Origin of the sequence: Parafrankia sp. EUN1f (assembly GCF_000177675.1) — a bacterium.
Classification (GTDB): Bacteria; Actinomycetota; Actinomycetes; order Frankiales; family Frankiaceae; genus Parafrankia.
In genome coordinates, this window is the sequence record NZ_ADGX01000004.1 from 86,109 (window position 1) to 109,880 (window position 23,772).

A 23,772-nucleotide genomic window follows, 5' to 3' on the forward strand; every position below is an offset into this window, starting at 1 on the left:
CGGCACGAAAGGGGAACCGGTGCGATGGCGGCGACACATCTCTGGGGCACGATTGACGGGGCCGAGATCACGTTCCCGATGCGGGTGGAGGCGTTCAACGCCGCCACGCTGACCTATTCGGTCCCGGCTCGGGAGGCCGCGGCCCTCCTGCCGGGGAATTCTTTCGAACTGGTGGAGACGGCGCCCGGTGTGGGCTGCCTCGTCATCGCCGCGTGCGATTTCCGGCGCAATCCATGGGGCGACTACAACGAGCTCAACGTCGGCTTTCTGAGCCGGCCGTCCGGCGCCGGCGACGAAACCGTCGGATCGTTCATCTACCGGATGCCGGTCAACCAGCCCTTCACCTGCGAGGCCGGCAACCGGGTGATGGGATTCCCGAAGACGGTCGAGACGATATCCGCCGGATACGGCGGCGGCGGGTTCACCTTCCGGGTGAGCAGCCCGGCCGGCCTGCCGGCCCTCACACTCGGGTTTCCCCGGCGCCCCGCACCGCTCGGGCCACCGGTGGTGCTCATCGTGGAGAGCTACTCGTACCTCGACGGGCACCCGTACGCGACGGCGGCCGAGATGGAGATCGGCTCGGACGCCGTAGATCCGTCCGAGGTGTCCCTCGAACTGGGGGAGGGCCCGCTCGCGGACGAGCTGCGCGGCCTCGGCCTGCCGGCCGCGCCCGACAGCTGCGTGTGGGGCGAGGGCCTGCGCGCCACGTTCCAGCTCGGCCGGCGGCTGGTGACCGCATGACCACCACCCCGAACCACCGGTCCGGTACCCCGAACCCGGCGGCGGACGCGGCCTGGTTCCGGCGGGTGCTCGGCACGTTCCCCACCGGGGTCGCCGTCGTCACCGGGATGGGCGCGGACGGGCAGCCGGTGGGGATGGCCGTCGGCTCCTTCACCTCCGCGTCCCTCGATCCTCCGCTGGTGGCCTTCTTCCCGGACAAGTCCTCGACGTCCTGGCCGCGGATCCAGGCCTCGGGCCGGTTCTGCGTGAACGTCCTCGGCAGCGACCAGGAGGCGGTGTGCCGGGCGTTCGCGGCCCGCGGCGGCGACAGGTTCGCGAGTCTCTCCTGGCAGCGGGCACCTTCGGGCTCGCCGCTGCTCGACGGGGTCGTCGCGTTCATCGACTGCGAGATCGAAGCAGTGCACTCGGCCGGCGACCACTGGATCGTGATCGGCCGGGTGCATCATCTCGACGTGGGCCGTGAGATCGCTCCGCTGGTCTTCTTCCAGGGCGGCTACGGCCGGTTCGCGTCGCCGTCGCTGGCGGCCTGGGAGGGCGACCTCGCGGTGCAGCTGCGCTGCGCGGACATCGCCCGCCCGCACATGGAGGCGCTCGCCGACGCCCTGGGTGCCGAATGCGTAGCCAGCGCGGCAGTCGGTCAGGAGCTGGTCCTGGTCGCCAACGCGGGCGGCTCGCGTTCCCACGCGCTGCCGACCCGGGTCGGTCAGCGGATTCCGTTCCTGCCGCCGCTGGGCACCGCCTTCGTCGCCTGGGCTCCGGAGAACGTCCGGCGTGCCTGGTGCGCGCAGATCGGCAGCGGGGCGCAGCCCGGTGCGTCCGAGGCGCTGAACGCGACACTCGCCTCGGTGCGCCGGCACGGCTACGCGGTCGGGCGCGGGCCGGGGTGGCACGTGTCGCTGTTGCGCGCGCTGATGCGCACCGATTTCACCGACCGGGCGCAGACAGAGGCCCGGGACCTGATCCGGGCCCTGCCACCCGGCTGGGAGGCACCCGACTGGGAAGCACCCGCGGGGGATGCGCCGGCGGGGGATGCGCCGGCGGGGGATGCGCCGGCAGGGGAAGTCGCGAACGGCTCGTTCCGGCGCGATGTCGGCGGGCGGCGCGATGCCGGCGGGCGCGAGGCGGTGGAGACGCTGTCGGCTCCGGTCTTCGACGCGGACGGGAGCGTGGTGCTGGTGCTGAGCGTGATCGGCCGCGACTCGGGCTGGCACACCGGGCCGCGGGCGCAGGCCCGCCAGCTGCTCGCCACGGCGCGGGAGGTCACCGCCGCCCTCGCCGACACCCCTGCCTCCTGACTCGGACCGGCTCCTACCCCCACTTCCAGACCGGCGCCGCCGCCACCGCCTCGCCGGAAAATCGTAAAAACCACGGTGATCCGCCGCGAATGGTCCCGCGGCGGATCACCCCTGCCTCGGCCCCAACGCGCCTGGATGCCGCCCACCGCACGGCCGCCCACCGAGGGATCCCGCATTTTCGTAAAGCGCCAGCAATTCAGAACAAGAGCCATAAAAGGGGCGCGTGGTGACCTGGCAATCCGCAAAAGTTGAGGATCGTGGTCGTTCAAGCGACCACGATCCTCAACGCTTGCCCGGCGTCAGCCACGGCCAGAGCGACAGCCCGATTCTGGAGAAGGGTCAGTGGACGCGGCGTTCGCCGGTGGACCAGTAGCGGGCGCGCAGGGCCTTCTTGTCCGGTTTGCCGACCGGGCTCATCGGCAGCTCGTCGACGACGTCCACGCTCTTCGGGGCATGATGCGGGCCCTTGCGTTCCCGGACGAGCGCGGTCAGCTCGGCGGTGGAGACCTCGGCTCCGGGGCGCAGGGTCACCACCGCCTTCACCGCCTCCCCCCAGGTGTCGTCCGGCACGCCGATGACGGCCGCTGCCGCGATCGCCGGGTGCGAGCACAGGACGTCCTCGACCTCCTTCGGGAAGATGTTGAACCCGCCGGTGACGACCATGTCCTTCTTGCGGTCCACGATGGTCAGGAAGCCGTCGGCGTCGCGGCGCGCGATGTCCCCGGTGTGCAGCCAGCCGTGCTCGAACAGCTCCGCCGTCTGGTCCGGGCGGCGCCAGTAACCGGCTGACAGCAGCGGCCCGCGGACGCAGACCTCCCCGGGCTCACCGTCGGCCACCTCGGCGCCGTCGTCATCGAGCAGCGCCACCCGCACCCACGGCACCGGACGCCCGCAGCTGGCCAGCCGGTCGGGGCGGGTGACATCGTGGTCCCCGCGGCGCAGGACGCTGATCGTCATCGGGCATTCGCTCTGCCCGTAGAACTGGAAGAAGACCGGCCCGAACCGCTCGATGGCCTCCGCCAGCCGGGTCGGGCTCATCGCCGAGGCCCCGTAGAAGACGGTCTGCAGGCTCGACGTGTCCGCCGTCGCCAGCTTCGGGTGGTCGAGCAGGTGGTAGAGCATGGTCGGCACGAGCATCGTCGCGGTGATGCGGTACTTCTCGATCGCGTCGAGCACCGCGGCGGGGTCGAACCGGGGGAGCACGACCAGCGACCCGCCCCGCAGCAGCACCGGCACGAAGAAGGCGGCGCCCGCGTGCGACAGCGGTGTGCAGACGAGGAAGCGGGTCTCGGTCGGCCACTCCCATTCGGCGAGCTGGATCTGGGTCATCGTGGCCGCGCCGCGGTACGTCGACATCACCCCTTTGGGACGTCCCGTCGTACCGCCCGTGTAGGTGATGCCGGAGACGTCCTCGGGCCCCACCCGGGGCGCGACCAGCGGGCGCGGGGTGAACCCGGCGGCCAGCGCGGTCAGGTCCGTGCCCACCTCCGCCGGCCCGAGTGACAGCAGGTTCACCAGGGACGGCACCCGCTGCGCCAGCTCCGTCGCACGATGGGCGAAGGCCGGGTCGAACACGAGCGTCTCGATCTCGGCGTCGGCGAGGATGTACGCGTGATCATCAACGGAGCCGAGTGGATGCAGCGCGGACGACCGGCATCCGGTCAGCATGTTCGCGCCCATGGTGAAAAGCACCTCGGGGCGGTTCGCTGAGATCATCGCGGTCGGGCTGCCGACGCCCAGGCCGAGCTTCGCGTACGCCTGCGCGTATCGGCTCATCTCGTCGCGCACCTCGGCCCCGGTCAGCACCCGGCCGTCGAGGTGCACAGCCGGAAGGTCGCGGCCGCGTTCGAGCGCCGCGATGAGCAGATCGGGCAGGAACGATGCCCGCTCCCGCCGTGCCACGTCGGCCGCGGATCCATCAGCCGCCAACTCGCCGATCACGCCCGCCGGGCTCAGGCCGGGGGCAGGGGCGGAGCCGGGCGGTTCGGCGGAGCCGGGTGGTTCCGCGGAACCGGATAGGTCGGTGGCGTCGGGTGGTTCCGCGGAACCGGACAAGTCGGCGGTACCGGATGGTTCCGCGGAGCCGGAAGGGTCGGCGGTAACGGGCGGTTCCGCGGAGCCGGACAGGTCGGCGGCGCGGGCGCGGGCCCAGGGGATGTCGACCTTTCCGGCCGGGCTGCGCCTGATGGCGGTCACGGTGTGGATCTCCCGCGGCACCTTGAAACCGGCGACGAGGCCTCGGCAGTGCGCGATGAGCGCCGCGGAGTCGGGCGCCCGCCCGGTGCGCAGGACCGCGAGGGCGACGACCCGCTCGCCGAACCGGGGATCCGGGACCCCGACCACCACCGCGTCAACGAGGTCGGGATGCGTCTTCAGCGCGTCCTCGACCTCCTCGGGGAAGATCTTCTCGCCGCCGGAGTTCACCACGGTGCTGCCGCGGCCGAGTAGTCGGACCGTGCCGTCCGCGTCGACGGTGGCGAGGTCGCCCGGCACTGCCCAGCGCACCCCGCCGGCGTCGGTCTGGAACACGGCGGCGGTCTTCTCCGGGTCCTTGTAGTAGCCGAGCGGGATCGCCCCGCGGCGCGCGATCCGGCCGACCGCGTCCGCTCCCGGGTTGATCGGGACGAGGTGCTCGTCGAGGACGGCGGTGTCACCGCTGAGCCGGAAGCGTGCCGGCCCACCTTCCTCGGCGCCGCTGTGCCCGAGCTCGGTGGCGCCGTACGAGTCGATGATGAGCACGTTCGGCAGCAGCCGCGCCAGCCGGGCCCGGACCCCGCTGGACAGCGGCGCACCACTGTTGGCCAGAGCGAACAGCCCGGAGAGATCCCAGCCGCCGGGCCGTGCCTCCAGCGCGTCGACCAGCGGGAGCGCCATCGCGTCGCCGACCACGGTCATAGACGTCGCCCGCTCGGCCGCGGCGAGATCCCAGATCGCGGGCGCGTCGAAGCTGCGGCCCGTCCACAGCACGGTGGTGCCCGCGGTGGCGATCGCGATGAGCACGCCGAGCTGGGCGGCCCCGTGCATGAGCGGCGCCAGGGTGAAGTAGTTCAGCGGCGGGTTCGCCGCGTGCTCGACGAAGTCGGTGATGCCGGTCGGGACCCGGCCGTCCGGCAGGGGGCGGGCGATCGCAGCCCGGAACAGGTCGGCGGACCGCCACACCACCCCCTTGGGCAGCCCCGTCGTACCGCCCGTGTAGATGATGTAGTGATCATCGCCGTCGCGGGGGATCCGCACCGGTCGCGGATCCGTCGCCGGATCGGCCGTAGGGTCCTCGAACCCGACCGTTCGCCACGACGTCGCCTGACTCCCGGCCGCGCCGCCGCACCTGCCGTCGGCCGGGACGTCGGCCGGGACGTCGGCCGGGGGTGGGGAGCCGTCCTCGATGACGACGACGGCGCGTACCGGTGAGACGTCCGCCAGCGCCGTGGTGAGGGTGGGCAGATAGCGCCGTTCGACGACGATCGTGCGCAGGTCGGCGTTGTCGATCAGATACCGCAGCTCCGCCGCGACATACCGGTAGTTGATGTTCACCGGGGTGGCCCGCAGCTTGAGGCAGCCGATCATCGCCTCGACCCATTCGATCCGGTTCACCGCGTAGATGCCGACGTGCTCGCCGGGCTGGACTCCGGCGTGCCGCAGCAGCCGCGCGGCGCGGTCGGCACGGGCGTCCAGCTCGGCGTAGGTCAGTCGTGACGATCCGGCGACGATGGCCGGCCGGCCCGGCACCGTGTCCGCGATGAGCTCGATCATGTCCGCGAAGTTGACCCCGGTGCTCACGATATCCCCTTCGACGTTGAGCCTTTTCCATCTCACGTTTGTCGAGCGCTGTAGCCGCAGGTCGGAGCCGACGATGGAAAAGGCTCAATCCTGGCGGCTGGAATTCGGGTGGATGGGTCGTCGGTACGGGACGGATTCGGACCGCTATTCGAAGGTGTTCGTCAGCTCGGCCACATTGGACGGATCGCAGTTGTAGATGCCGTTGTTCGGCCGGGTGAGCTCGCGGTCGTAGACGAAACCGTCGGGGGTGACCTTCATGAGCAGGACGCAGGTGCTGAGGTCACCCTTCCCGCCGGGGGCGATGTCGTGCGCGGGATAGAGGCCGCCGGCCGACCACTGCTTCGTTGCGCCGGCCTTCTCCAGCACACAGGCGGTGGTCAGGTCCGCCCCGCATTCGGTCGCCGCCTTCGCCCACAGCAGCCAGGCGTTGAAGCCGATGGCGGTGAAGTCGGTGAGCTTCGCCTCCGGGTGGGTCTCCCGCAGAATCGTCACGGCTTCCTTCACCGCGGGTACCGTGTCGGCGAGCTCGAACGGAACGTGGTCGAGCGTGAGGTAGACGTTGGAGAAGTTCGCCGTGGTCACCGCCTTGATCGTGCCCGGGTCGTACAGCTGGTGCGCGATGACGACGAAGTCCGGCTTCCACCCGATGTTGTTGATCGCGGTCAGCGGCGCGGTGAGGTCCTGCAGGGCGATCGCTTCCAGCCCCCGGGTCCCCTTGGCCCGCATCTCCTCCATGTACGGCCGGTAGTTCGCCACCAGCGGGGGCCATTCCTGGTAGGAGCTCACCCCGAAACCGTTGGTGGTGAGTGCCTCCCGCAGCCGCAGGCCCTGCGGGCGCAGGGTCGCGAGGTTGTTTCCCGCCACACCGAGATGGTCGGCCGCCTCGGGATAGCGTTTCACGAGCTGCCGGTAGGCGCCGATCGGGTACTGGTCGAACGGCGCCGGAATCGGCACGACCTGAAGCGGTGCCCTGATGGCCTCCGGGGAGACGGTGTAGCCGGAGATCTGGCCGAGCCCGCAGTCGACCCGCGGCCCGACCGCGGCGGCGTCACCGACCATTCCGCCGCCGACAATCATGAAGTCGGTCTGGCAGGCCTGGATCATCTGCGCGGCGGCTTCGGACAGTTTCGCGTCGTGCTTGATGAGCTTGAGCTTCCGGCCGTTGATGCCGCCGGCCTTGTTGCACCAGGCGACGAACGCGTCGCCCACGTCGAAGAACTCCTGGCCCAGGCCGGGGGTGATGTTGCTGCCCACATCGGCGGTGGTGCCGATCGTGATCTCCGAGTCGGTGACCCCGCGAACGCTCGCACCGCCCGCGGCCCCGCCGCCGCTACCGCTACCGCCGCCGCTCGCGGGGCCGGGGCCGCAGACGCCCCGCAGGGTGCCGAAGTCGCCGGCCGCGGCCGCTGCCGGCGATGCGCCCGCCGTCGTCGCGGCGGGCTCGGATCCCCCCGTCTCACGTTCGTCGGCGGACCGGGTGCACGCCGTCAGGGCTATGGTCGCCGCGATGGCGACCGTCAGCGCGGAAGCCAAGCGGGCTCTGCGACGGCGGGGGTGGGGTCTCATCGGGGGATGTCCTCTCCCTTGACGCCCGCACGTCGGCCGGTCAGCCAGCGGCCGGCGGCCGCGGGGAGGCAGGCCGCGGCGACTCGGCGGGGCGTGTGAGGCGGCGAAACGCGCTCGTTGCACCGGGCGCGCCGACAGACCGACAGACTAGAACACGTTCTCTTCTGGCGATAGAGGTTTCCGCAAGGTTTCTGACGCCATCTCAGGCATGCTTTGCTGGCTGCGGCGCAAATACCGGCACTGATTGCTTGCTGTGCGGGTCCAGGTCGCCCCGTACACCTGACGGATCGTCAGAAACGGAGCTACCCTGCCCCCATGCACGACTTCCCGAAGATTGTCTCGGTAGACGATCACGTCGTCGAGCCACCCGACGTCTGGAGCAGCCGGCTGCCGGCGCGGTACCGCGACGTCGGCCCCCGGGTGGTCCACGCCCCGAAAGGCGAGGTCACCTTCGTGGGCGGCCGGCTGACGGTGACCATGGGCTCGCCGGGCAGCGGCCCGGACGTCGCCTGGTGGCGCTACGAGGACCTGTGCCGCCCGCTGATGCGCCTCGACGCCGCGGTCGGCTTCGACCGCGACGAGGTCGACCTGCGGCTGGTGCGCTACGACCAGATGCGCCCGGGTGCCTTCACGGTCGCCGACCGGCTCGCCGACATGGACGTCAACCACATCGAGTCGTCTCTGTGCTTTCCCACCTTCCCGCGTTTCTGCGGCCAGACCTTCACCGAGGCCGCCGACCGGGAGCTGGCACTGCTGTGCGTACGCGCCTACAACGACTGGATGGTCGAGGAATGGTGCGGCGCGGCGGCCGGCCGGCTGATCCCGCTCGCGATCGTCCCGCTGTGGGACGCCGGGCTCGCCGCCGCCGAGGTCCGCCGCAACGCCGCCCGGGGTGTGCGCGCCGTCTGCTTCAGCGAGATCCCACCGTTTCTCGGCCTGCCGTCCATCCACGACCGCGACCATTACTGGGATCCGTTCTTCGCCGCCTGCGCCGAGACCGGGACGACCATCAACATGCACATCGGGTCGTCGTCGAAGATGCCCTCGACGTCGGCGGACGCCCCGCCGGCCGTCGGCTCCACCCTGACGTTCGCGAACTCGTGCTATTCCCTCGTCGACTGGCTGCTGTCCGGAACGTTCGAGCGCTTCCCGGAACTCACGATCGCCTACTCCGAAGGCTCGATCGGCTGGATTCCGTACATCCTGCACCGCGCCGACGTCGTCTGGCGGGAGAACCGAGGCTGGGGCGGGCTGGGGGAGACCGTGACCGTGCCCCCGAGCGAGCTGTACCGCCGGCACGTGTACGGCTGCTTCTTCGACGACCCGCACGGCCTGCTCAGCCTCGACGAGATCGGCGCCGACACCGTCACCTACGAAAGCGACTACCCGCACTCGGACAGCACCTGGCCCGACACCCGCGCCGTCGCCGAACGCCAGATGAAACATCTGCCGATCGAGACCATCGAGAAGATCGTCCGCGGCAACGCGATCCGCATGCTCGGCCTCACCGCGAACGGCCGCTGGGCCGCCGCCCCCGACCTGCCGGCCCCCCGGGGGTAGCGCCATGTTCGACACGCTGATCACCGGTGGTCTCGTCGTGGACGGCACCGGCGCGCCGGGCCGGCACGCCGACGTCGCAGTCAAGGACGGTCGGATCGCGGCCGTAACCCCACCCGGTGAGCCCACGCAGGCCCGGGTGCGGATCCAGGCCGACGGCCTCATCGTCGCGCCGGGCTTCGTCGACGTCCACACCCACTACGACGCGCAGCTGCTCTGGGATCCGTACGCCACCCCGTCGAACGTGCACGGGGTCACCACGGTGATCGGCGGCAACTGCGGGTTCACCCTCGCCCCGCTGCGCCCCGGCGGGGCCGACTACCTGCGCCGGATGATGGCCCGCGTCGAGGGGATGCCGCTGGCCGCGCTGGAGACCGGCGTCGACTGGGGCTGGGAGACGTTCGCCGAGTACCTCGACACACTCGACGGGCGGATCGGCGTCAACGCCGGGTTCCTCGTCGGGCACTGCGCGCTGCGCTCCTACGTCCTGGGCACCGAGGCCGTCGGCCGGGCGGCGACCGCGGGCGAGGTCGCCGCCATGACGGCGGCGCTGCACGACGCGCTCGCCGCCGGCGCCCTCGGCCTGTCCACCACGCTTTCCTCGACGCATGTCGACGGTGACGGCCGGCCGGTCGCCTCCCGCTGGGCGTCCCACGAGGAGACGCTCGCGCTGTGCGCGGCCGTCGGCGAGCACGAGGGCACGTTCCTGGAAGGGATCGTCCCCGGCTGCCTGAACACCTTCGACGACGACGAGATCGACCTGCTCGCGCGGATGAGCGCGGCGGCGGGCCGCCCGCTCAACTGGAACGTGCTGACCATCGACGCGGCCGCCCCCGACCGGGTCCCGCACCAGCTGGCCGCCTCCGCGCGGGCCCGCGAACTCGGCGGCCGGGTCGTCGCCCTGACCATGCCGACGCTGGTACCGATGAACATGAGCCTGCGCACCTTCTGCGCGCTGCACCTCATCCCCGGCTGGGGGGACGTCCTCGGCCTGCCGATCCCCGAGCGGATCGCCGCGCTGCGCGACCCGGCGGTTCGCGCCCGCCTGCTGGAACGGGCCCGCTCCCCGGAAGCCGGCGTCCTGCGCCGACTCGCGGACTTCCGCCGCTACGTCATCGGCGACACCTACGCACCCGCCAACGCCGGCCTGACCGGCCGCATCGTCGGTGACATCGCCGCCGAACGCGGCCTCGACCCGTTCGCCGCACTCGTCGAGATCGCCGCCGCCGACGACCTGCGCACGGTCCTGTGGCCGATGCCGACCGACAACGACCCCGACTCGTGGGCGCTGCGGCGCGACACCTGGGCACATCCGGACGTCCTGCTCGGCGGCTCGGACGCCGGTGCGCACCTGGACCGGATGGCCGGCGCGCCCTACCCGACCAGGTTCCTCGGCGACTGCCTGCGCGGGCGCCGCCTCGTCGGCCTGGAGACGGCTGTCGCGATGATGACCGGCGAGCCGGCGGCCCTGTTCGGCCTGCGCGACCGGGGCAGGCTCGCACCGGGCTGCCACGCCGACATCACCGTCTTCGACCCGGCCACCGTCGACGCCGAGCCCGCCGCCCTGGTCGACGACCTCCCCGGCGGCGCGGCCCGCCTCACCGCCGGCTCGATCGGCGTCGCCCATGTGCTGGTGAACGGCGTCGAGATCGTCCGGGACGGGACGACCACCGGCGCCACCCCGGGCACCCTGCTGCGCTCCGGCCGCGACACCTTCAGCGTGCCGACCCGCTGAAGGTTCCTCAGTCGTCGGCCGCTGGCTGATGCCGCTGCAGCCGCGCCGGCTCACCGTGGTCGCGGACTGAGGCCACCCGTTCAACCAGGTGCGCATGGCTCCTCGGGTAAAGGTCCTTCCGCAAGCTCCACAGGGTCTCGGCAGCGAAGAGAATGCTGCACTCAACAGCTATCCGCCTGGACCGGAACCGTCCGTTTATCACCCGGTCGAGCAGAAGAGCCGGGCTGGCGCAAACCACGTAGAGGCCGAGCCTCCGGAGCGTCGAGGCATGGAACTCGGAGCTGGGGCTTACTGCCGACTGATCACCGGTGGCGGGTAGGCGTGGGGCCGCCGGGCCGGAATCGCACGCCCAGGCGGCGAACTTCAGCGTTGCTTCTCAGGAAGCACCGACGGCCTCGTGACCGGGACCACGTCCATGAGCCTTTCCAGGCCGACGTAGTCACCGGGATTCGTGGTGAACAGGGGCAGGCTCTCCGTGATCGCCGTGGCCGCGATCATGAGATCCGCGACGCGGCGGCGTGGCCTGCGCCCAGCGGCGACGACGGCTGCCGACAGACGACCGTAGACACGGGCCGCTTCGGCATCGAACGGGATCGGGTCGAACTCGTTCTCAGCGCGCTGCAGGGTTTCCATCCGTCGCGCGCGTTCCTCGTGTTCGTCGTACAGGTCCTGGTCATCGTTGCGCCGGACCTGATGCGGCCCTGCGGACAGCTCGGCAAGCGTCACGGCGCTGATCGCCATCTCGTCGGGGAGCTCGGCGGGATCTATCCATCGACGCAGGATCAAAATGTTGGTGTCGAGCAGGCCCTGCCGAAAAGCCTCAGTGGTCATAGGCGCCGGTGGCCTCGTGGTCGACCGCCGCGTCCTGGTCGGCGCGGAAGGCAGCCAGATCCGTGTCGGGCGCGTTGCGTGACATCGCGGCGAACTCCTGGCGGGAAATGAACCTGCGCCTACGCCGAATGGGCACCAGCTGGCCGATCTGACGACCATCCCGAGTGACAGTGAAGGATTCGCCGTGCTCGACGGCATCCATGATCTCCCGCGATCTCGACCGCAGATCTCGCTGGGTGATCTCCAGGCTGCCCATGACATCCACGGTAGCACCCTGTAGCACCTGGTGTCACAGGGTGCTGCCGTGGGTGTCTGTGGCCGGTTTCGACTATGGCGAGCACCTGACGTGCTCCTGTGCCTGCCGGCCTGTCCTGCCTGCGGTGAGCGGTCAGTGCGGGTACTGGCAGGCGGCCCGACGGGCGTCCTCGCGGTCCTGCGCCGACGGCGGCCCGGACGAGGCGGTGAGTTCGGCTGATATTCCGGGTGCAGCCGCGCGCAGGGCGCCGAAGTCCACGGCCTCGGTGGGGCCGCCGCCGCCCAGGCACGCGACCGCGGCGACGGGCACCCGATCGCCTGCCTGCGGAGGAAGCCGTAGCCCATCCGGGCGCCAGCTCACCGAGAACGCCTGGCTGGCCTCACTGGTGATGCCGATCTGATGCCAGCGTCGAAGGGACGGGCTGGCAGGGTCCTCCGCGTAGTAGGCGGCGAACCCCACGATCTGAGCATTCGGTCCGTGCGCCTGCAGAACGGCCGTGAGTGGACTGGCCGGATCGCCGGACAGCTCGAGCGAAATCTCGGTGGGTATCGGATAGCCATCCGGACAGGTGGCGGCAGTGATGCCAGCCGGCGGGTTTCCGTGGATGATCGCCGACGCCACGAAGCCGCGGTCGTGCGGGAGGGCGAACCAGCGGGTGTCGGCGATTCCGGCTGTCGGGTCCAGGACCTTCTCCCCGATGCAGAAGCCGGCGAATCCGATCGTGCAACCGGGCGGAACGGTCGTCAGCAACGGGCGATCAAGCCGAGCGCCTGACCGGACGTTGGCTCCGTTGTCGTAGGTCGTCCCGGTGAACAGGGCGTCCTTTCCCACCGCCGGGCACCGACTCGCGTCGGTGCTTCCCGACTGGCTGCGGATGGCCACGGCAACCGTGATGCCGACGACGGAGACCAGGACGAGGCCGATCGCCACGAGTATCAACAGTCGACTTCGCGGCGGAGGAGGGGGTGGCGGAGGCTGTGGTGGCGGCGGGGCCAGCCGTGCCCCTGAACCGCCCGGCTGCCCGTTCGGGCCTCCGGATGAATTCTCGTCAGGGGGCTCATCGGCTTCTTGTCGGGGTGTCGGTGGATCGACAGGTTGCGGGGGTTCCGGATCCGCTGCTGGGAGCGGCTCCTCGGCTTGTAGGGCCTTGTACGTGGCCAGCCACCGGTCGCTCCATTCGCCGCGGTCACCATTGCAGGCACCGACAAAAGCGAGTGTGACATCCAGCGTTGGCAGTCGAGTTCCGCCGGCGGCTTCCGAGAGTGTGGTGGCGGAGTATCCCGCGCTTTTCGCCAGGACCCGGTAGGTCGGCTGGCCGGCCTTCTCACGTAGCTGCCGGAGGTCATGAGCGAATTCCTGTACCGGTCCGGCACTGGGATCGACCGGTCGTTGCTGTCGGGCCATTACGACCGCGGGGTGGATCGGGTCAAGGATCGGACTCCTCTGGAGAGCGACTACTCCCGCCGCTGCCGGTGATCTGCTGCTCAGCGGACGGATGTCGCACGCGGTGAACCGCGGTGGCCCGAAAGAACCCTGCGTGGTCTCTGAACGGCCCCCCGTGGCCAGGCCGCGCTGACCTGCGCGACCTGGTCGAGATTGTCCGGGATTGATTGATCGGATGCAAACCTGCTGGTCGTTCAACGTTTCGGCTGGCTTACTCAGGGCGGGGCGGCTGTCCGGCAGATCGACCAGCCGAACCCTGCGGGGCGCGTCGTCTCCACTCTGGTTCGTCCGCCGGCGATGGTGCGCCCGCGATCCCGTTGGTTGCTCAAAAGAAAGAGAGACCTGATCGACAGGCGGGTGTGGGCCGCGCGGCCGGCGGAGCCCCGGAAGGGGCGCCGGTCGCTGCGGAACTCCGGTCGAAATGCTGCCCGTAAAAGATTCATCTCACAGAAGCGGAGCCTACGGAAAAATGCGCGGGACCAGAATCTTCGGCGCCGGTGGAGTCAAGCGAGCGGCCTTGCTGGCCGCCATCCTGACGGGGGTGACTGGTAGTACGGTTCTCGTGTCCTCGGGAACTGCCAGCGCCGGAGCAACGTATAACGGAGAATGCGGCACCGGCTACAGTGTGATCGATTCGATCGGGCTGGACGGTGGCAAGGTCTTCCTGACCTACAGTCCGGCCTCCGGAAAGAACTGCGTCGTCGCGATCCGCGACAGCGCGGGAGGGTCCGGCCGTCTGGCCGCGGACGTTTCGCTGGCTGAGACCGCCAGCGTTGGCTTTGCCCCCGGAATCGCCGGAGGTGGAGGTGGGGTGGCTCCCGGAATCGCGGGAGGTGCAGGGATAGCACCCGGAATCGCGGGCGGCGCCGCGGGAATCAACGGCGATTTCATCTCGGGTTCCCCGGCCAGGCGCAGCGAGCCGAAATATGTCTATGCGCCCGATTCGTGTATCACATGGTCTGGCAGCATCGGACGTTCCCACTTCGAGGCGACCTCCGTCCACTGCGGCTGACGGGACGCACCGGACCGCCCGCCGGGTGCGCTCAACGGCGCGCGTACCCGGCGGATCCCGGACCGATGGCGGGAAGCGCGGGCCGCCCGTCAACGCGTCGATGCGGGGGGCTACCTGGTGAAGGTGAGGACGCCGCGGGCCAGGTCGCCGGTCTCCAGGTCGTGCATCGCCTGGCCGACGGCGTCGAGGGGGTAGGTGCGAGTCACCAGCTCGTCGAGCAGGAGGCGGCCGCCGCGGTACAGGCCGAGGTAGGTGCGGACGTCCCGTTGCGGGCGGGACGAGCCGTAGCGGCAACCCATCACCGACTTGTCGAGATAGAGGTCGGTGATGGGGACCGAAAGCTCGGCGGCCTCCGCCGGCACCCCGAGAAGGACGGCCGTGCCGTGCCAGCCGAGCATGTCGACGGCGGCCCGGGCGAGGGCGGGGTGCCCGACGCATTCGAAGGAGTAGTCCACGCCGGTGCTGTCGGCGGGCAGCAGGTCGCGGACGGCACCGGCGGTGTCCCGGCCGGACGGGTCGACGAAGTCGGTCGCCCCGAACCGGTACGCGAGTTCGGCCTTCGCGGGGTTGGTGTCGACGGCGACGACGCGGGTCGCGCCGGCGAGCGCCGCCCCCTGGATCACGTTCAGGCCGATGCCGCCGACGCCGATGACGGCGACCGTCGACCCGGGCCGCACCTGGGCGCGGTTGAGCACGGCGCCGACGCCGGTCAGCACCCCGCAGCCGAGCAGCGCCGCCGACGCGGCGGGGACGTCCTCGGGAACCGGCACGCACTGGTTCGCGGCGACGACGACCCGCTCGGCGAAGCAGGACGTGTTCGCGAAGTTGTAGGTGGGCGTGCCGCGCCAGGTGAACGGCTGCGGCCGGCGGCCGAAGGTGGAGCGGCACATCGTCGGCTGGCCGGCGTCGCAGTGCTCGCAGGCGCCGCAGTTGCCGAGGGTGGTGAGCGCGACCGCCTCGCCCTCCGCAAGCCCTGTCACTCCCGGCCCCAGCGCCGAGACGACGCCGGCGCCCTCGTGGCCGAGAACGACCGGGGTCGGGAAGGGGATTGTCCCCCGCACGACCGCCAGGTCGCTGTGGCACAGGCCGGCGGCGGTCATGCGTACCTCGACCTCGCCGGGCCCGGGCGGGCGCACCTCGAGGTCGTCGACCACGTGGTAGGCGGAACCGTCCCAGACGATGCCACGCAGCAGATCACCCATGCTCGTCGCTCCTCAGCTTCAGCTTGACCAGACGATGCTCTGTAACTCGCTGTAGGCGTGCATCGCGAAGGTGCCGCAGTCGCGCCCGACGCCGCTGTGCTTGAAACCGCCGAACGGCGTCTCGTGGTTGCGCTGCACGGTGTTGATCCCGACGCTGCCGGAGCGCAGCCGGCGGGCGACGCGGTACCCGCGCCCGGTGTCCGCGGTCCAGACATAGTCGCTCAGGCCGAACGGGCTGTCGTTCGCGAGCTCGACGGCCTCGTCCTCGTCGGTGAACGTCATGAGGACGACCACGGGCGCGAAGAACTCCTCGCGGGCGATCGACATCCCGGGCTTGACGTCGGTGAACAGCGTCGGCGCGACGTAGAAGCCGGTGTCGGACGCCGGCCGGTGGCCACCGACCGCCAGGGTCGCGCCCTCGGCCACACCTTTCTCGATCATCACCTCGACCCGGTCCCGGTGCGCCGCGGAGATGACCGGGCCGACGACGGTGTCCGCGGCGCGCGGGTCGCCGACCCGGCAGACGCCGGCGTAGGCGGTGAGCCGGTCGACGAGGGCGTCGCGCACGCCGCGCTGGACCAGCACACGGGTCGGCGCGGTGCAGATCTGCCCGGAGTGGAAGCTCCAGGTCGAGCCGATGCCGCCCACCGCCGAGTCGAGGTCGGCGTCGTCGAAGACGATCGCGGCGCCTTTTCCGCCGAGCTCCATCAGCACCCGCTTCATGTCCCGCCCGGCGGCAGCGGCGATGGCCTGTCCGACCTGGGTGCTCCCGGTGAAGCTGATCATGTCGACGTCGGGGGAGTCGACCAGCGCCGCGCCGATCGACGGCGCCGACCCGGTGACGACGTTGACCACGCCGGGCGGCACCCCGGCCTCCGCGACGATCTCGGCGAAGCGAAGGATCTGCAGCGGATCCTGCGGCGCCGGTTTGACCACGACGGTGTTGCCCATGGCGAGCGCGGGCGCGACCTTCCCCGCCAGGCTGACCAGCGGGAAGTTGTACGGGGTGATGCAGGCGACGACGCCGACGGGCTGGCGCACGGCGACCGCGCCGATCAGGCCGCCGGACGCGAGCGGGGTGGCGGGCATCGGCTGCGGAGGCAGTGGCACGGCGACGGGGTCGAGCGCCTCCTTGGCGTAGCGGCGGAAGCGGTCGACGGCCACCGGCACCTGCATGGTCTGTGCGACCCGTGCGGTCGCGCCGGTCTCCGCCTGGACCAGCCCGACCAGCTCGTCGTTGTGCGTGATCAGCAAATCGGCGATCCGCCCGAGCAGCTCCGCGCGCCGCTCGGGGGCGGTCTGCGACCAGGAGCGCCAGGCGGCGCGGGCCGCGGCGGCGGCCTCGTGGGCCTGCTCGGGTGATGCCTGTGGTGCCTCGCCGACCAGCTCCTCGCTGGCCGGGTCGATCACCGGGTAGCGCCCCGCCGCGCCCGGCACCGGGTCGCCGCCGATGAACAGCGACCCGGCGTGCGCGGCGGTCGTCTCCAGAGCGCTCATGACCATCCTTCCGTCCCCCGGTGAGAAGCAGCCGGACGCAGGCGCCCCGGTACCTGACGATGAATCAGGTCCTGGCTCGGGTTGGTGACGGCGTCCGGCGACTCTTGCACCCACGGTTCCAGTCGCTAGAGTCTAGAACACGTTCTAGATGCTGTCGCTGTCGAGCCGCGAGTTCCGGACGGGGCGTCAGGTCAGCGAGGCTCGGGTCGGCCGGTTGGGCGGGCCGCGCCGGGTGGGCCGCGCGCGTCGCGCCGCGGTCGTCAGTCGAACGGTGAGAGGTGGTCCGGCCATGGAATTCGGGATCTTCAACTCGCTCTACCTGCCGCGCCGGCTGTCGGAGCGCGATCCCCGCAACGCGGAGCACAACCGGCTGATGGACGAGGTGGCCTGGACCAGGGCCGCCGACCGGGCCGGCTTCAAGTACACCTGGGCCACCGAGCACCATTTCCTCGACGAGTACTCGCACCTGTCGGCGAACGAGAGCTTTCTGGCCTATATCGCCGGGGTCACCGAGCGCATCCACATCGGCAGCGGCATCTTCAACATCACGCCGCCGGTGAACCACCCGGCCCGCATCGCCGAGCGGGCCGCGATGCTCGACCATCTCTCCGGCGGGCGGTTCGAGCTGGGCATGGGCCGTGGCTCGTCCACCACCGAGCAGCGCGGTTTCGGGATCACCGATCCGGACCTGACCAAGAAGATGTTCGACGAGGTCGTCGCCGAGCTGCCGAAGATGTGGGCGGACGGCGAGTACGAACACGACGGTGAGTTCTTCTCGATGCCGGCGCGGAACGTGCTGCCGAAGCCGTACACCCGTCCGCATCCGCCGATGTGGGTGGCGGCGGGAAATCCGGGGACGTTCGAGAAGGCCGCGCGGATGGGGCTCGGTGTGCTCTGCTTCGCGCACGGAACCCCGGACCAGCTCGCCCCGCTCATCGAGATCTACAAGAAGAACATCGAGAAGGCCGAGCCGGTCGGCGGGTACGTCAACAACAACGTCATGGTCACCAGCCAGATGCTCTGCCTGGAGGACGGCGCCCGGGCCCGGGAGATCGCCACCGACATCACGATGAGCTACCAGAACAGCCTCGTGTACCGGTACCTCGACACCTTCCCGAAGCCGGCCTACGTACCCGACTGGCCGCAGGTGCTGCCCGAGCCGACCGTCGAGCTGCTCGACCTCGCGATCGGGGCGGGCCACATCGTCATCGGTGACCCGGAAGAGTGCGAGCGGGCGGTGCGCACCTACGCCGACATCGGCGCCGACCAGCTCACCTTCGGCATGCTGTCGACGACGATGCCGGTCGAGGTGGCCTGCGAGGCCGTCGAGGTGTTCGGCCGCCACGTCCTGCCGATCTTCGACCGGGACCCGGTGCACAGCACCACCCGCCAGCGGGCGGCGCAGCTCGGTGACGACGCACCGACCCCCGCCGCCGGCTGAGCCGCGGCAGTCCCGCTCGCGCCGCCGCGGTTCAGCGGGGCGGGCGGGACTGCGGCTCCTGAGCGTCGCCGCCGAGCGCTCCCTCGGCTCGCAGACTGTCGATCCGCGCCTGGTCGTAGCCGAGGACATCGCGCAGGACCTCGGCCGTGTGCTCGCCGACCCGCGGCGCGCGGGCCGGGTGCGGAAGGCCGCCGTCGACGATCCTGATGGGAATCGGCAGCTGGTCGGCGCCGAGGCTTTCCTTGGGAATCCAGGGCAGCCGGTCGGCGAACTGGGGGTCGTCCGCGAGGGTGCGGGGAGTGTTGACCGGGGCGATCGGGGTGTTCACCCGCCCGCCGAAGGCGATCCATTCCGTGCTGGTGCGGGTCAGGAAGACGGCCCGCAGCTCCCGGCGCAGCGTGGTGTTCCCGGCGGCGTGGTCGGCGTAACGTTCCCCGGGATAACGGTCGAACAGGTCGGCGCGGCCCACCCCGACGCAGAAGTTCTTCCAGAACTCCCGCTCGGACGCCATGAAGAGAATGTGGCCGTCGCTGGTCGCGTAGATGTTGTAACGGACGCCCTCGGCCATTCCGGCGGTGCCGGGAAGCCGGCGGCGACCGCCGTCGGAGGCGTTTCCGGTCACCTCGTGCGCCGGGCGTTCGTAGGCCCGGTGGGTTTCCGAGCGCAGCCAGTCCACGGCGGCCGCCGCGTCGGACTGGGCCACCTCCAGCCACCGCCCGACACCGGTGGCACGGGCGGCCAGAACGCCCGCGAGAATGCCCAGCGAACCGTAGAGCGGGCCGGCGTTGATACCGAGCGAGACGTGCTCGGGAATGGCGGTGAAACCGTCCTCGTCGACGACGGGGGTGACCACACCGGCCCAGGTGTCGTACGCGACACCGTGGCTTGGATAGTCCTTGTACGGGCCGGTCAGGCCATAGCCGGAGATCGTCAGCAGGACGATCGCCGGGTTCACCGCCCGCAGTGCCTCGAAACCGAGGCCGCGGCGGGCGAGCCCACCCGGGCGCATCGCCTCCACCACCGCGTCGGCGCCGCGGACGAGATCGAGGAACACCGCCCGACCGCCGGGGGTGCGCAGGTCCAGCACGATCCCGCGCTTCCCCCGGTTCACATGCAGGTGCATGAGGGACGTCCCCTCGACGATCGGCCAGGTCATCGACCGCACGTAGTCGCCCTGGGGCGGCTCGACCTTGATGACCTCGGCGCCGAGGTCGGCCAGCGCGGTGGTGACGGCGGCGGGCCCGAGCATCGAGCACTCGATGATGCGGACGCCGGCCAGTGGGGTGACTGTCTCGGGCACGCCTGCTCCCCTTCCACTTCCACGGATCCGACGGACCTGACTACCCGTCAGATCTTCGACGGTAGCGCGCCGCGCTCGACCGCGGATGACGAACCGCGCAACCGGGCCGCATCCCACAACGCCCTGCTCACCAGGGATTTTCGTGATGGCGGGCGACAGAAACTAGTACGTGTTCTAGTCTGGGGCCGCGCCGTGGGACCAGTCGGCGGCAGCGCGCTCCACCGTGGCGAACGAACCGTGGAGGACACGATGAGCGAACATCTTGTGGTCGAACGTTCGGGCCCCGTCGTCGTGGTGACGATGAACCGGCCCGAGGCGCGCAACGCCCTGTCACCATCCATGATCGTGGGCCTCGCCGACGCCTGGGAGATGATCGACACCGACCCGGCGGTCCGCGTCGCCATCCTCACCGGAGCCGGTGGGGTGTTCTGCGCCGGCGCCGACCTGAAGGCGATGAACAGCGCGGTGAGCGCCGACGACGCCGCGAAACGCTTCCGGGAGGACACCGGCATCGCCTGGCGGGCCCTGCTGCGCTCGAAGCAGCTGGCCAAGCCGCTGATCGCCGCGGTCGAGGGTCCCGCCGTCGCCGGCGGTACGGAGATCCTGCAGGCGACGGACGTCCGGATCGCCGCCGAGAGCGCCACGTTCGGCGTCGTCGAGGTCACCCGCGGACTGTTCCCACTCGGCGGGTCGACGGTCCGGCTGCGCCGGCAGATCCCCTACGCGCGGGCGATGGAGCTGCTGCTCACCGGCGAGACGATCACCGCGGCCCAGGCCGCCGACATCGGCCTGATCAGCCGGGTCGTCCCGGATGGCAAGGCCCTCGACGAAGCCCTGCGCGTCGCCGAGCGCATCGCCGCCAACGCCCCCCTGGCCGTGCAGGCGGTGAAGCGCTCGGTGCGGGAGACCGAGGGGCTGCCCGAGGCGGAGGCGCTGGCCCGCGAGCTGGAGATCGGCCTGCCCGTCTTCGCCACCGAGGACGCCAAGGAGGGCACCCGCGCCTTCAAGGAACGCCGCCCCCCCGTCTACACCGGCCGCTGACCCGAGACGGATCACCCGAGAGGAGCCGGCGTGCTCACCGTGCTGCGCTTCAACTTCGCCGTGCCCGGCCTGGACCCGGCCGGGCTCTGCGCCGCCTACGCCGCGGGCATCGAGATGGCCCGCCATGCCGACGCGCACGGCATCGACCTGGTCAGCCTGGAGGAACATCATGCGTCCGGCGATGGCTGGAGCCCCGCGCCACTGCTGAACGCGGCGATGATCCTCGGTGCGACGTCCCGGCTGCGGGTGATCATCCAGGCACTGCTGGTGCCGCTGTACGACCCGCCTCGGCTCGCCGAGGAGCTCGCGGTGCTCGACCTCGCCAGCGGTGGGCGGCTCACCATCGTCGCCGGTCTCGGGTACCGGCCGGAGGAGTACACGGCGCTGGGCCGGGACTGGAAGGCCCGCGGCCGGGCGCTCGACGAGGCCCTGGAAACCCTGCTCGCCGTCTGGTCGGGCGAGCCGTTCGAGCACGAGGGTGCTCAGGTGCGGCTCACCCCGGTGCCGCGGCGCGCCCCGTCCTCCCTGGTGTGGGTCGGCGGCGGAAAGCCGGTGTCGGCACGCCGGGCCGCCCGCCTCGGCCTGCCGTTCTGCATGCCCAGGAACGACCCCGCACTCGCCGCCTACTACACCGAACAGCTCACCGCGCATGGGACGTCCGGCTTCGTCGTCATGCCGCCGGAGCGGACCCGGCTGACGTTCCTCGCCGACGACCCCGACCGGGCCTGGGCGCGGCTCGGCCACCACTTTCTGCATGAGGCCCGCGCCTACGCCTCCTGGCAGCAGCCGGGCCAGACCTCGGCGGTCCGCTCACACGCCGACACCGTCGACGAGCTGCGCGCCGAGGGCGTCTACGAGGTCCTGACCCCCGCCGAGTGCGTCGAACGCGCCCGCGCCGCCGGCCCGATGGACACGATGGTCCTGCACCCGCTCGTCGGCGGCCTGCCGCCCGCCGACGGCTGGGAGAGCCTGCACCTCTACACCGACAAGGTCCTGCCCGCGCTCCATCCCTGATGTCCATGGCAAGGCTCAGGTAGCGCTTTCCTGGACATGACACGCGGGCCGGCTCTCGTGCCATTTGCGTGACGAGATGTCCCCGCGACGTGATCGAAGCGCACCCATGTGTCGTGTTGTGTGTGAATAGTGAATGGGTGGCTCGTCGGGGTTCTTCGGCTTCGCGGCGTCGTCCGAGTGCTCGCCGTACTCGTCCGTCTCAGGCTCACCGGGCGCGCGGGCGTCCATCGGCCGGCCCGTCGGGGCCGTTGGCGGCGGTCGCATTCGGCCTCGTGTGCCTCGCCCTGATCGTCCAGGGGGTCGCGGCGGCGTTGGGCTGGTGGACGCTGCCACTCGGGCTGCTCGCGGTGGCGGCGGCCATCGGGATCTGGCGCGCGGTGCGCGCCAGCAGGATCCGCGAGATCGGCCGGAGAGTCGCGGTTGCTGCCCTCGACACCCTGAGCCCGACCGAGTTCGAGCATCACGTCGCGGATCTGCTGACTCGCGACGGCTGCCGACGGGTTCGGGTCGTCGGGGGCCGTGGGGACGGGGGTGTGGACGTGCTCGCCCGCACCCCGCGCGGGGCCCAGATCGCGGTGCAGTGTAAGCACTACCGCAGCCGTGCCGTCGGCCCGTCCGAGGTGCGGGACTTCAACGGCTGCGCGTGGACGGACCACCGTGCCGATATCGCGGTGATGGTCACGTCGGGCCGGTTCACCACCGCGGCCGCGGAATTCGGGGAACGTCACCGCATTCGGATGATCGACCGGGAACTGCTGGCGCGGTGGATGGTCGGCGAGCGGATCCTGCCCGGTATCCCCGCTCCCCGACAAGGCCACATCGACGTCTCGCCCATACCTGGAGAGGCCTCACGATGATCGTGCTGTTCGTGTGCGTTGTGCTTCTGCCGTTGTTCGCGGGTCTGTACTGGCTGTCCCGCTGTGGCGCGGCGACCCGCTCGACCGGCCGGCTGTGCTATCGGCGGCGCCGGGGGCTGCTCAGCCGCTGCCACGATCACGGGTTCCAGCTGATCGCCCGCGGTGATCTACTGGCGCTCGGTTGCTTCGTGTTTGCCTACGGTGGGTTCCGCTTCTATGGGATCTTCGACTAGTGCGGCGCCTCAGTAGCTTCTTGTCCCTGACCGCTTCCGCCGGTCGACGTCACGTCCACCCGCCGCACTGCGACCCATCGGGGATCCCGCGCCGCCACGCAGCGCCAGCAATTCGCACCAATAGGGACAAACGGGGCGGCGGGGTCGCTTGGTAATCCGCAAGAAGTGAGGGTTTCGGTTGCTGCAGCAGCCAAAATCCTCACTGCTTGCTCGGAAGCGGCGGCGGCAGCGGAACCTCGAGGCTCGGGATTCTGCGCCGGGCTCTGGGATGACGAAAATCCTCCACTCCTCGGACGGTCGGCTGTGCTCCGGGGTATCAGGGAATGGTGGGCGGTGGGTTGCCGGCGCCGGTGGCCGGGCCGTGCGGGCGGATTCCGTCCAGGAGCATGCGCAGGAAATGGTCGGCGAGCTGGTCGGGTGACAGCCGCCCGCCGGGGGAGTACCACCGGACGGACACCCAGACCGAGTCGCGCAGGAGCCGGTAGGTGATCTTCGGGTCCAGGTCGGCGCGCAGTTGGCCGGCCGCGATGCCGTCGCGCAGCACCTTCATCCACAGCCGTTGGGTCGACTGCTCGGCGGCGGTCAGATAGGCGAAGCGCGGAAGCTGGATGAGGTGCACCCGCTCGTTCTGGAAGACGGTGACCGCGGCGCGGTGCCGGGCCACCGAGGAGAACGCCGCCCGCACGAGACCGTCGATGAGGTCGACGGCCGTCCCGCCCCGCTCGACGATGGCCTCGTATTCGCGGTGCAGGTCGTCCAGGTAGCTGGACAGCAGCTCGTCGATGATCGACTCCTTGGAGTCGAAATGGTGGTACAGGCTACCGGAGAGCATCCCGGCCGCGTCCGCGATCTCGCGTACCGTGGTGGCCCGGTAGCCGCGCTCGGCGAAGAGGTCGGCGGCCAGCCCGACGATCGCCGCCCGGCGCTCCGACTCGCCCGACCCGGCGGCCCGGCCACCGCCAGCCCGCCGGCCG

19 protein-coding genes and 2 pseudogenes are annotated in these 23,772 nt (G+C 70.9%); 10 read left to right on the forward strand and 11 right to left on the reverse strand.

What is annotated here, in order from left to right:
* The first annotated feature begins 24 nt into the window (after positions 1-24).
* Together FREUN1FDRAFT_RS02015 and FREUN1FDRAFT_RS02020 are read left to right on the forward strand one after the other, a co-directional pair.
* On the forward strand, positions 25-741 hold the full coding sequence (locus FREUN1FDRAFT_RS02015; protein ID WP_006538262.1) for an acetoacetate decarboxylase family protein: 717 nt from the start codon (positions 25-27) through the stop codon (positions 739-741).
* Positions 738-2,036 carry a flavin reductase gene (locus FREUN1FDRAFT_RS02020; protein ID WP_006538263.1) on the forward strand — a complete coding sequence of 433 codons (1,299 nt, stop codon included), beginning with the start codon at positions 738-740 and terminating at the stop codon, positions 2,034-2,036. Before FREUN1FDRAFT_RS02015 ends, FREUN1FDRAFT_RS02020 begins: the two co-directional genes overlap by 4 nt.
* Positions 2,037-2,375: 339 nt before the next feature.
* Here FREUN1FDRAFT_RS02020 and FREUN1FDRAFT_RS47855 read toward each other — a convergent pair whose 3' ends face one another.
* The 3 genes and pseudogenes from FREUN1FDRAFT_RS47855 to FREUN1FDRAFT_RS02030 all read right to left on the reverse strand — a co-directional run bounded on the left by FREUN1FDRAFT_RS47855 (position 2,376) and on the right by FREUN1FDRAFT_RS02030 (position 7,346).
* The gene (locus tag FREUN1FDRAFT_RS47855) at positions 2,376-3,965 is read right to left on the reverse strand and encodes an AMP-binding protein (protein WP_198144221.1); all 1,590 of its coding nucleotides are present in this window, start codon (positions 3,963-3,965) and stop codon (positions 2,376-2,378) included.
* 210 nt (positions 3,966-4,175) lie between these two features.
* Positions 4,176-5,849 (reverse strand): annotated as a pseudogene (locus FREUN1FDRAFT_RS47860) (AMP-binding protein); the annotation flags it as partial.
* Between the two features lie 108 nt (positions 5,850-5,957).
* Positions 5,958-7,346 (reverse strand): ABC transporter substrate-binding protein, encoded by a 1,389-nt coding sequence (locus FREUN1FDRAFT_RS02030; RefSeq protein WP_232295003.1) that lies wholly within the window; start codon positions 7,344-7,346, stop codon positions 5,958-5,960.
* Positions 7,347-7,694: 348 nt separating this feature from the next.
* On the opposite strand from FREUN1FDRAFT_RS02030, the gene FREUN1FDRAFT_RS02035 reads away from it, so the two are divergent.
* Complete coding sequence (locus FREUN1FDRAFT_RS02035; RefSeq protein ID WP_006538266.1) at positions 7,695-8,939, forward strand: amidohydrolase family protein; 1,245 nt, start codon at positions 7,695-7,697, stop codon at positions 8,937-8,939.
* A 4-nt stretch (positions 8,940-8,943) separates the two neighbouring features.
* Positions 8,944-10,671 (forward strand): amidohydrolase family protein, encoded by a 1,728-nt coding sequence (locus FREUN1FDRAFT_RS02040; protein ID WP_006538267.1) that lies wholly within the window; start codon positions 8,944-8,946, stop codon positions 10,669-10,671.
* 363 nt (positions 10,672-11,034) lie between these two features.
* On the opposite strand, the gene FREUN1FDRAFT_RS02045 is transcribed toward FREUN1FDRAFT_RS02040, so the two are convergent.
* The 4 genes and pseudogenes from FREUN1FDRAFT_RS02045 to FREUN1FDRAFT_RS47865 form a co-directional block, all read right to left on the reverse strand.
* Complete coding sequence (locus FREUN1FDRAFT_RS02045; protein ID WP_006538269.1) at positions 11,035-11,502, reverse strand: type II toxin-antitoxin system VapC family toxin; 468 nt, start codon at positions 11,500-11,502, stop codon at positions 11,035-11,037.
* Complete coding sequence (locus tag FREUN1FDRAFT_RS02050) at positions 11,492-11,758, reverse strand: type II toxin-antitoxin system Phd/YefM family antitoxin (protein ID WP_006538270.1); 267 nt, start codon at positions 11,756-11,758, stop codon at positions 11,492-11,494. The genes FREUN1FDRAFT_RS02045 and FREUN1FDRAFT_RS02050 overlap by 11 nt, the downstream gene beginning before the upstream one ends.
* Before the next feature lie 132 nt (positions 11,759-11,890).
* On the reverse strand, positions 11,891-12,688 hold the full coding sequence (locus FREUN1FDRAFT_RS45775) for a hypothetical protein (RefSeq protein ID WP_006538271.1): 798 nt from the start codon (positions 12,686-12,688) through the stop codon (positions 11,891-11,893).
* A 258-nt stretch (positions 12,689-12,946) separates the two neighbouring features.
* Positions 12,947-13,162 (reverse strand): annotated as a pseudogene (locus FREUN1FDRAFT_RS47865) (helix-turn-helix domain-containing protein); the annotation flags it as partial.
* A gap of 556 nt (positions 13,163-13,718) precedes the next feature.
* On the opposite strand from FREUN1FDRAFT_RS47865, the gene FREUN1FDRAFT_RS02060 reads away from it, so the two are divergent.
* Positions 13,719-14,213, forward strand: a complete 495-nt coding sequence (locus FREUN1FDRAFT_RS02060; RefSeq protein ID WP_157474206.1) for a hypothetical protein — start codon at positions 13,719-13,721, stop codon at positions 14,211-14,213.
* 110 nt (positions 14,214-14,323) lie between these two features.
* Here FREUN1FDRAFT_RS02060 and FREUN1FDRAFT_RS02065 read toward each other — a convergent pair whose 3' ends face one another.
* Both FREUN1FDRAFT_RS02065 and FREUN1FDRAFT_RS02070 read right to left on the reverse strand, forming a co-directional pair.
* The gene (locus tag FREUN1FDRAFT_RS02065) at positions 14,324-15,403 is read right to left on the reverse strand and encodes a Zn-dependent alcohol dehydrogenase (protein WP_035948826.1); all 1,080 of its coding nucleotides are present in this window, start codon (positions 15,401-15,403) and stop codon (positions 14,324-14,326) included.
* Positions 15,404-15,433: 30 nt separating this feature from the next.
* On the reverse strand, positions 15,434-16,912 hold the full coding sequence (locus FREUN1FDRAFT_RS02070; protein ID WP_006538274.1) for an aldehyde dehydrogenase: 1,479 nt from the start codon (positions 16,910-16,912) through the stop codon (positions 15,434-15,436).
* A 289-nt stretch (positions 16,913-17,201) separates the two neighbouring features.
* Here FREUN1FDRAFT_RS02070 and FREUN1FDRAFT_RS02075 point away from each other — a divergent pair, with 289 nt between their 5' ends.
* Positions 17,202-18,353, forward strand: coding sequence for an LLM class flavin-dependent oxidoreductase (locus FREUN1FDRAFT_RS02075; RefSeq protein ID WP_006538275.1), 1,152 nt, complete (start codon positions 17,202-17,204; stop codon positions 18,351-18,353).
* A 31-nt stretch (positions 18,354-18,384) separates the two neighbouring features.
* On the opposite strand, the gene FREUN1FDRAFT_RS02080 is transcribed toward FREUN1FDRAFT_RS02075, so the two are convergent.
* Positions 18,385-19,653 carry a CaiB/BaiF CoA-transferase family protein gene (locus FREUN1FDRAFT_RS02080; protein ID WP_006538276.1) on the reverse strand — a complete coding sequence of 423 codons (1,269 nt, stop codon included), beginning with the start codon at positions 19,651-19,653 and terminating at the stop codon, positions 18,385-18,387.
* A gap of 249 nt (positions 19,654-19,902) precedes the next feature.
* Between FREUN1FDRAFT_RS02080 and FREUN1FDRAFT_RS02085 the strand changes: the two genes are divergently transcribed.
* The 4 genes from FREUN1FDRAFT_RS02085 (at position 19,903) to FREUN1FDRAFT_RS02100 (ending at position 22,798) form a co-directional block, all read left to right on the forward strand.
* Positions 19,903-20,694, forward strand: a complete 792-nt coding sequence (locus FREUN1FDRAFT_RS02085) for a crotonase/enoyl-CoA hydratase family protein (RefSeq protein WP_006538277.1) — start codon at positions 19,903-19,905, stop codon at positions 20,692-20,694.
* Positions 20,695-20,724: 30 nt separating this feature from the next.
* A complete protein-coding gene (locus FREUN1FDRAFT_RS02090) occupies positions 20,725-21,708 on the forward strand; it encodes an LLM class flavin-dependent oxidoreductase (RefSeq protein ID WP_006538278.1) in 984 nt (327 codons plus the stop codon).
* A gap of 248 nt (positions 21,709-21,956) precedes the next feature.
* Positions 21,957-22,565, forward strand: coding sequence for a restriction endonuclease (locus FREUN1FDRAFT_RS02095; protein ID WP_006538279.1), 609 nt, complete (start codon positions 21,957-21,959; stop codon positions 22,563-22,565).
* Positions 22,562-22,798 (forward strand): hypothetical protein, encoded by a 237-nt coding sequence (locus FREUN1FDRAFT_RS02100; protein ID WP_006538280.1) that lies wholly within the window; start codon positions 22,562-22,564, stop codon positions 22,796-22,798. Before FREUN1FDRAFT_RS02095 ends, FREUN1FDRAFT_RS02100 begins: the two co-directional genes overlap by 4 nt.
* Before the next feature lie 316 nt (positions 22,799-23,114).
* Here FREUN1FDRAFT_RS02100 and FREUN1FDRAFT_RS02105 read toward each other — a convergent pair.
* Positions 23,115-23,772, reverse strand: a 658-nt coding sequence (locus tag FREUN1FDRAFT_RS02105; RefSeq protein ID WP_006538281.1) for a TetR/AcrR family transcriptional regulator, incomplete at its 5' end; no start/stop codon positions are given.

Coding starts and splice junctions, on each gene's coding strand:
- FREUN1FDRAFT_RS02015 (WP_006538262.1), top strand. CDS start 25: ATGGCGGCGACACATCTCTGGGGCACGATTGACGGGGCCGAGATCACG.
- FREUN1FDRAFT_RS02020 (WP_006538263.1), top strand. CDS start 738: ATGACCACCACCCCGAACCACCGGTCCGGTACCCCGAACCCGGCGGCG.
- FREUN1FDRAFT_RS02035 (WP_006538266.1), top strand. CDS start 7,695: ATGCACGACTTCCCGAAGATTGTCTCGGTAGACGATCACGTCGTCGAG.
- FREUN1FDRAFT_RS02040 (WP_006538267.1), top strand. CDS start 8,944: ATGTTCGACACGCTGATCACCGGTGGTCTCGTCGTGGACGGCACCGGC.
- FREUN1FDRAFT_RS02045 (WP_006538269.1), bottom strand. CDS start 11,502: ATGACCACTGAGGCTTTTCGGCAGGGCCTGCTCGACACCAACATTTTG.
- FREUN1FDRAFT_RS02050 (WP_006538270.1), bottom strand. CDS start 11,758: ATGGGCAGCCTGGAGATCACCCAGCGAGATCTGCGGTCGAGATCGCGG.
- FREUN1FDRAFT_RS02070 (WP_006538274.1), bottom strand. CDS start 16,912: ATGAGCGCTCTGGAGACGACCGCCGCGCACGCCGGGTCGCTGTTCATC.
- FREUN1FDRAFT_RS02075 (WP_006538275.1), top strand. CDS start 17,202: ATGGAATTCGGGATCTTCAACTCGCTCTACCTGCCGCGCCGGCTGTCG.
- FREUN1FDRAFT_RS02085 (WP_006538277.1), top strand. CDS start 19,903: ATGAGCGAACATCTTGTGGTCGAACGTTCGGGCCCCGTCGTCGTGGTG.
- FREUN1FDRAFT_RS02100 (WP_006538280.1), top strand. CDS start 22,562: ATGATCGTGCTGTTCGTGTGCGTTGTGCTTCTGCCGTTGTTCGCGGGT.